Source organism: Microbacterium sp. (assembly GCF_052099035.1).
In the GTDB taxonomy this organism is placed as follows: domain Bacteria; phylum Actinomycetota; class Actinomycetes; order Actinomycetales; family Microbacteriaceae; genus Microbacterium.
In genome coordinates, this window is the sequence record NZ_JBQDSX010000004.1 from 54,490 (window position 1) to 60,546 (window position 6,057).

Consider the following 6,057-nt stretch of genomic DNA (forward strand, 5'->3'; position numbering starts at 1 on the left):
CTGTCAGTCGCGCAGCGCCAGGGTCGCTTCGCGCGTACGCTGCAGAGCATCCATGGTCTCGGCGTAGCGACGCTTGGCGACCCCGATGAACAGGCAATCGACCAGAGCGAGCTGCGCGATGCGGCTCACCATTGCGCCGGCGCGAAATGTTGATTCGCGCACGACGGTGTACAGGGCGTGATCCGCGGCGTGAGCGAGCGGCGTCGCATCCGATGACGTCACGGCGATCGTCGCGGCACCGCTCTGCCTGGCCGTCTGCAAGAAGCGAACGGTCTCGGTCGTCGCCCCGGAGTGCGAGAAGCCGATCGCGACGGTGGGCCCGGTATTCAGCACCGTGACTGCGATGGCCTCGTGCGGGTCTGTGATCACGTGCGCGTTGCGTCCGACCCGCAGGAGCTTGTGCGCGAGGTCCTGCGCGATGAACTGGCTGGCTCCGATCCCGAAGAGCAGGACGCGCTCAGCCTGATCGATCGCGGTGATCGCCTCGTCGAGCACTTCGAAGTCGAGGCTGTCGATGGTCTCTTCGATGGCAAGGAGCTCGAGGGCGGCGAGCTTGGAGACGGCCTCGGGCAGGGTGTCGCTATCGGATATCTCGGAGCCGAAGGCGCCCCGCGTGGGGAACTGCGCGGATTCCTTGCCGAGCTCTGTGGCCAGCGCCATGCGCAGCGGGGCGTAGCCGCTGAATCCGATCGCGCGGCAGAATCGCACGACCGAGGCGACGGAGGTGTCGCACTTCTCGGCGAGCTCATTGATGGTCAGGTCGATCACGGTGGAGGGATTCTCCCGCACCACGGCTGCGATGCGCGCGAGCGATGGCGGCAGGGTCGACGCTGCGGCCTCGATCGTGGACTGGATGCTCATCCGCGCTCCTTACGGGTGGGATTACAGTATGTCTCGTCGGGTGAGTTCATCGTGACGTAAATTCTTTTCATCAACTCTACTCATCGTGTAGAGTCTTTTCGAGTTGTTTCCGATCCGAGAGTTGAGAGATGTCGACACCGCGCACCATCGCCGCCATCGACCTCGGCAAGTCCCGCTGTCGGCTGACGGTACTCCGAGCCGGCGTGCGCGTGTCCTATTCCGATGCCGGTTCCCCCGGCCTTGCGAGCGTCGACGGGGTCAAAACGGCACTGGCCGCGATCGCGCCGCTGCTCGCCGAGGCGGGCGTCGTCGACGCGCTGGGCATCGGAGCGGCCGGCGCATGGATGGCACCGGATGCCGCTCACGAACTGGCCCGCGCCCTCGCCGAAGCGACAGGAGCTCGCGTCGCTGTCTCCTCTGACGTCGTCACCGCACACGTCGGGGCGCTCGAGGGAGCACCGGGCACACTCCTGATCGCCGGCACCGGCGCTGCCGCTCTCGGAGTCGACACAGAAGGTGTGCGGCTGGTCGACGGATGGGGCCCCGACCTCGGCGACCTCGGCGGCGGATCGTGGCTCGGCCGCGAAGGCGTACGAGCGACGCTGCGAGCCCGCGACGGACTCGCAGGTTCGACAGTGCTCACTGAAACCGTGCACGCCCGCATGCTCCCTGCTCCGGATGCGATCACGTGGCTGGCTGGTGAAATCCCCGTCGCCCGGCAGCTCGCAACAGTCGCCCCACTCGTCCTCGATGCCGCTGCCGCCGGTGACGCCGTCGCGACTCGGATAGCGCAGGAGGCGGTACGGCTGCTCGCAGCATCCGCTGCCGCGGCATCGAAGACACCCGACGTCGTGATCCACGGCGGACTCACGGACCACGCCTGGTTCCGTGCAGAGCTCGAACACGCGCTGGCCGGCGCAGGACGCACCGTCGTCCCCGCCGCCGGCGACGCTCTCGACGGCGCATCGCTGCTCGCGTACCGTACCGATACACCTCATGAAAGGTTCGTTCACCGTGCTTGATGAAACCGATTCGGCCGCGAACAGCCGCCTTGCCGAGCTTCTCGACGTGCTCTCGCACCTCGACACCGAAGCTGCAAGCACGGAACGCGGCGACCTGGATCTCCTCGATACCGCCGAGCTCGTGGTCCGGATGAATGCCGAAGACCAGCGCGTGCCGCTCGCCGTAGCCGAACACGCAACCGACATCGCGCGGGCCGTCGACGGGATCACGGAACGATTCCGTCGCGGAGGGCGACTGATTTACATCGGCGCCGGCACCGCCGGGCGCATCGGCGTGCTCGACGCGAGCGAGTGCCCGCCGACGTTCGGCACGGATCCATCCATGGTTGTCGGTCTGATCGCCGGCGGAGAGACGGCAATCCGCTCGGCCGTCGAGAACGCCGAGGACGATGCGGATGCCGCGCAGCGATCTCTGCTCGAACTCGAGCTCACCGAGCGCGACACGGTCGTCGGCATCTCGGCATCCGGTCGCACCCCGTACGTCGTGGGCGGCCTCGAATACGCGCGCGGCATCGGGGCTCTCACGGTCGCGATCGCATCCAATAGCAACTCCGATATCGGAGCGGCAGCCGAGATCCCGATCGAGATCGTCACCGGCCCCGAGTTCATCTCAGGATCGACGCGCCTCAAATCCGGCACCACCCAGAAGCTCGTCGTCAACATGCTCACGACGCTGTCGATGATCAAGCTCGGCAAGACCTATCGCGGGGTGATGGTCGATCTGATCGCCACGAACGAGAAGCTGCACGCCCGGTCGATCCGCACCGTCACCGAGCTCACCGGCGTCGGCATCGATGCGGCCGCAGCCGCACTGCAGGCAGCCGGAGGCTCGGTGAAACTTGCCGTGCTCATGCTCGTCGCCGGCGCCGAAGCGGACCCTGCGCGGGCCGCGCTGGCTGAGGCCGACGGCATCCTGCGCGAAGCGATCGCCGCGCTCAGCTGAACAGAACGGCTCGGCTGAGCAGAACCGCTCAGCTGACCAGAACCGCTCAGCTGATTCGGATCTCGAATCCTGCGCCGGATGGCGCGATCGAGATCTGCGTGAGGTCATCGACGTGATACGTCGGACCGAATGACGGTGCGTGCGGGCCGACGCCGATGACAGTCATCCCGGCATCACGCGCTGCCTGGATGCCGGCGCCGGAGTCCTCGAAGGCGATGCACTCGGCCGGGTCGATGCCGAGGGTGGATGCTGCGAGCAGGAACCCCTCCGGGTCGGGCTTGCTCCGCGATACGCGTTCCGCAGTGATGGCGAGTGCGGGAATGCGAAGACCCGCAGCGCCCATTCGCGCCTTCATCAGCGCGACGTTTGCGGAGGTGACGATCGCGTGGGGGAGCCTCTCGAGCGCACGCAGCAGCTCGTCGGCACCGGGAATCGCGATCACACCCTGGGTGTCGGAGCTCTCACGGGCGAGCATCTGCTGATTCTCATCGAGATTGATCGCGTGGTCGCGCTCCGGGAGCAGCATGGCCATGCTCTGCCACCCCTGGCGGCCGTGCACGGTCTGCAGAACCGTGTTCTGGTCGAGCCCGTGCGGCTCGGCCCACTCCCACCAGAGCCGCTCGACGACCGCCGTTGAATCGACGAGAGTGCCGTCCATGTCGAGCAGTGCCGCACGAGCGGTGAGAGTCGTTGCCATGGTTCCAGGCTAACCGGGCAGGAGAGCACGGTCTGCGCCGAGGAGCCCGCGCTCCCGACTATCCTGGAAGCATCCCCCGATCTTCCACCCGGCAATTCGCGCGCCGGATGATCTTCGGCGCGCTCAGAACATGCAAGGACGCAGATGAACGACTTCGCGGCACACCGTGACGACTGGCTGGTCAAAGAAGAGCTCGCCGAGCAGATGGTTCCGCTCGTCGGTGCCCTCCGCCGCGATCACGAGGTGGTGACGTCACTGCACGGGCATCGCCTGCTCGGGCTGTCGACGACCGGCATCATCGAACTGCACGAGCGCGTCGCCCAGCTCGGCCATGAAGAACTGGCGCTGGAAGACACGCTCGCCGTGCTGGAGGCGTTGCGCGAACTGGCACCGGGAGCATCCTCGATCGACGTCGCACGTCTCGTCGCCGGACGCTCGGATGCTCCTCTCGACGAGTACCTGCGCGAGACTCTCGCGCCCGCGATGGGTGCGGAGCCCGCCGATCCGACCGATGTCGTGCTGTACGGTTTCGGACGCATCGGGCGTCTGCTCGCTCGCATCCTCATCGCCCACAACAGCGGCGGCAGCGGTCTGCGCCTGCGTGCGATCGTCGTGCGCCGCGGAGCGGACAACGATCTCGTCAAGCGAGCATCGCTGCTGATGCGCGACTCCGTGCACGGCCGCTTCGCCGGCTCCGTCACGGTGGACGAGGACGCCGACCAGATCATCGCGAACGGCACCCGGATCCAGGTGATCTACTCGAACGATCCGGCATCCGTCGACTACACCGCCTGCGGCATCGACAGGGCGATCGTCGTCGACAACACCGGACGCTGGCGCGATGAAGAAGGACTCAGCCGGCACCTCGAGGCAAAGGGGGTCGCGCGGGTATTGCTGACGGCACCAGGCAAGGGGATGCTGAAGAACATCGTGCACGGCATCAACGACGCCACCATCACACCCGATGACCGCATCGTCTCGGCAGCATCGTGCACGACCAATGCGATCACCCCGGTGCTCAAGGCGATGGACGAGGCGTACGGGATCGTGCGCGGCCACGTCGAGACGGTGCACTCGTTCACGAACGATCAGAACCTCATCGACAACTTCCATTCCGGCGACCGCCGCGGCCGTGCGGCCACGCTGAACATGGTCATCACCGAGACGGGGGCGGCAAAAGCCGTCGCACGCGCGCTGCCGGAGCTCGAGGGCAAGCTCACCGGGTCGGCGATCCGCGTTCCCACCCCGGATGTCTCGCTCGCCGTTCTGCACCTGACCCTCGAAAAGCCCGCCACCAAGGATGAGCTCAACGACTACCTGCGCCGGATCTCACTGCACTCGAAGCTGCGTCAGCAGATCGACTACGTCGAATCCCCCGAAGTCGTCTCGACGGACTTCGTCGGATCGCACCGCGCAGGTGTCGTCGACGGGCTCGCCACGATCGCGAACGATCGCGATGTCGTGCTGTACGTCTGGTACGACAACGAGTACGGGTACTCCTGCCAGGTCATCCGCGTGCTCGAAGTGATGGCCGGGTCACACCCCGTCGTGCTTCCGCCGCGGCGCGAGGTGACGCTGCAGGTCTGAGTGCGTGCTTAGGATGGTCGCATGCCCCTGAATGGTGAGTATCAGCCGTCCACATCCGACTGGGCGCGCACCCAGGCCGAGAAGTTCGAAGCCACCGCTGGCGCCGATGGCGGGATGCTGAAAGGCAGACCGATCATCGTGCTGACGACCGTGGGCGCGAAGACCGGTGCGCTGCGCAAGACCGCCCTCATGCGCGTCGAGCACGACGGGCAGTATGCCGTGATCGCATCGCTCGGTGGTGCACCGCAGGAGCCCAAGTGGGCCTCGAACATCCGAAAGCACCCGCATGTGGAGCTGCAGGACGGTGCTGTTCGCCTCGACTACATCGCTCGTGAGGTCGATGGCGATGAGCGTGCGCTGTGGTGGGAGCGCGCGGTCGAAGCGTTCCCGGACTACGCCGTCTACCAGACCAAGACCGATCGGCGGATCGCTGTCTTCGCGCTGGAGTCCATCGCCGCGTAGATCGTGCTTCGGCGCAATGTCGGTGGCACCGGGCAGGATGTCCCCATGGACACGGGGATGCTGCGCGCAGAGCGCCTGCGTTCGCATCGGCTGACGGCGCAGGCGCCGTCGGTGGCGGATGCTGCGCGGCACATGCTCGCGGTGCAGGCGCAGGAGTTCTGGGCCGGGCGCTGGGCGCTCGCCGCACGCACGACCGGTGCGCCGACGCTGCGTGCCGTCGACCGGCTGTTCAATCGCGGCGTGCTCGTGCGCGCCTGGACGCAGCGCGGCACGCTGCACATCATCCCCGCCGAAGACCTCGCGTGGGTGCTGAGCGTCACGGGCGAGCGGCAGGTGCGCATGGAGGCTCCGCGCTATCGCGAACTCGGCCTCGGTCCAGGCGAGCTCGCCACGGTTGAACGCGTGCTGACCGGGGCTCTGCGCGGGGGCAATGCGCTGACGCGCGCCGAGCTGTTCGCTCTGCTGGACGGCGCTGGCATCGACCC

Annotated in this window: 7 protein-coding genes; 5 read left to right on the forward strand and 2 right to left on the reverse strand. The window is 67.0% G+C overall.

What is annotated here, in order from left to right:
• Positions 1–3 precede the first annotated feature (3 nt).
• Positions 4–861: a MurR/RpiR family transcriptional regulator gene (locus ACTIAO_RS02520; RefSeq protein WP_441904747.1), complete on the reverse strand. Its 858-nt coding sequence runs from the start codon at positions 859–861 to the stop codon at positions 4–6.
• A 128-nt stretch (positions 862–989) separates the two neighbouring features.
• Here ACTIAO_RS02520 and ACTIAO_RS02525 point away from each other — a divergent pair, with 128 nt between their 5' ends.
• Both ACTIAO_RS02525 and murQ read left to right on the forward strand, forming a co-directional pair.
• Entirely contained in the window at positions 990–1,883 is an 894-nt protein-coding gene (locus tag ACTIAO_RS02525) for a BadF/BadG/BcrA/BcrD ATPase family protein (protein WP_441904748.1), read from the forward strand.
• Positions 1,876–2,826 (forward strand): N-acetylmuramic acid 6-phosphate etherase, encoded by a 951-nt coding sequence (gene murQ / locus ACTIAO_RS02530; protein ID WP_441904749.1) that lies wholly within the window; start codon positions 1,876–1,878, stop codon positions 2,824–2,826. The genes ACTIAO_RS02525 and murQ overlap by 8 nt, the downstream gene beginning before the upstream one ends.
• Positions 2,827–2,872: 46 nt before the next feature.
• On the opposite strand, the gene ACTIAO_RS02535 is transcribed toward murQ, so the two are convergent.
• Entirely contained in the window at positions 2,873–3,523 is a 651-nt protein-coding gene (locus ACTIAO_RS02535; protein WP_441904750.1) for an HAD-IA family hydrolase, read from the reverse strand.
• A 144-nt stretch (positions 3,524–3,667) separates the two neighbouring features.
• Between ACTIAO_RS02535 and ACTIAO_RS02540 the strand changes: the two genes are divergently transcribed.
• The 3 genes from ACTIAO_RS02540 to ACTIAO_RS02550 all read left to right on the forward strand — a co-directional run.
• On the forward strand, positions 3,668–5,110 hold the full coding sequence (locus ACTIAO_RS02540; protein ID WP_441904751.1) for a glyceraldehyde-3-phosphate dehydrogenase: 1,443 nt from the start codon (positions 3,668–3,670) through the stop codon (positions 5,108–5,110).
• Between the two features lie 21 nt (positions 5,111–5,131).
• The gene (locus tag ACTIAO_RS02545; RefSeq protein WP_441904752.1) at positions 5,132–5,572 is read left to right on the forward strand and encodes a nitroreductase family deazaflavin-dependent oxidoreductase; all 441 of its coding nucleotides are present in this window, start codon (positions 5,132–5,134) and stop codon (positions 5,570–5,572) included.
• 45 nt (positions 5,573–5,617) lie between these two features.
• Positions 5,618–6,057, forward strand: a 440-nt coding sequence (locus tag ACTIAO_RS02550) for a DNA glycosylase AlkZ-like family protein (protein ID WP_441904753.1), incomplete at its 3' end; no start/stop codon positions are given.